General features: G+C 57.9%; 1 protein-coding gene. It reads right to left on the bottom strand.

Features of this window, described 5'->3' with window-relative positions; genetic code table 11:
• On the bottom strand, positions 1–535 hold a 535-nt coding region (locus KJQ96_RS38680; RefSeq protein WP_213257719.1), incomplete at both ends, for an AMP-binding protein.

Here is a 535-nt window from a genome sequence, read left to right as displayed (position 1 = left end):
GCACAGGCGCGCCATGGCCGTCCAGCAGATACACACGCGTGTTGGCAATCGGACGCCCGATCGTCTCAACGACAGCCTCTCTCCTGGGCATGCAAATCCAGGTCGAATACGTCGTCGTTTCCGAAGGAGCGTACAGGTTACAGATCTTCTCTACGCCACTGCCCTCGAAGACCCTCTCGATCAGACCTGCCGTCAGCGGCTCACCGGCCAAATTGATGACGCTTGTCGAAGCCGGCACGGCTTGTTGGTCGACCAGAGCGGCGATCGCCGAGGGGACGGTGTTGATCAAGGAAACATCCAAGGACGTCTGCGCCAGCGCCAGTGCATCCTCGACAAGATACAGAGTGCCTCCTTGCGACAGCGGTACGAAGCACTCATAGACGGACAGATCAAAACTGATCGAGGTAGAAAACAGTGTGCGGCTAATCTCTGACTCCGCAAATACGCCGCTGCTCCAATGCAGCAGGTTCACGGCGCTTTGATGCTCGACCATGACGCCCTTGGGGGTTCCGGTTGAGCCTGAGGTGTAGATGAT

The organism is Bradyrhizobium sp. sGM-13, from assembly GCF_018398875.1.
In the GTDB taxonomy this organism is placed as follows: domain Bacteria; phylum Pseudomonadota; class Alphaproteobacteria; order Rhizobiales; family Xanthobacteraceae; genus Bradyrhizobium.
Note: the sequence above shows the minus strand (reverse complement) of the source record. Positions and strands in the feature narration are given on the sequence as shown.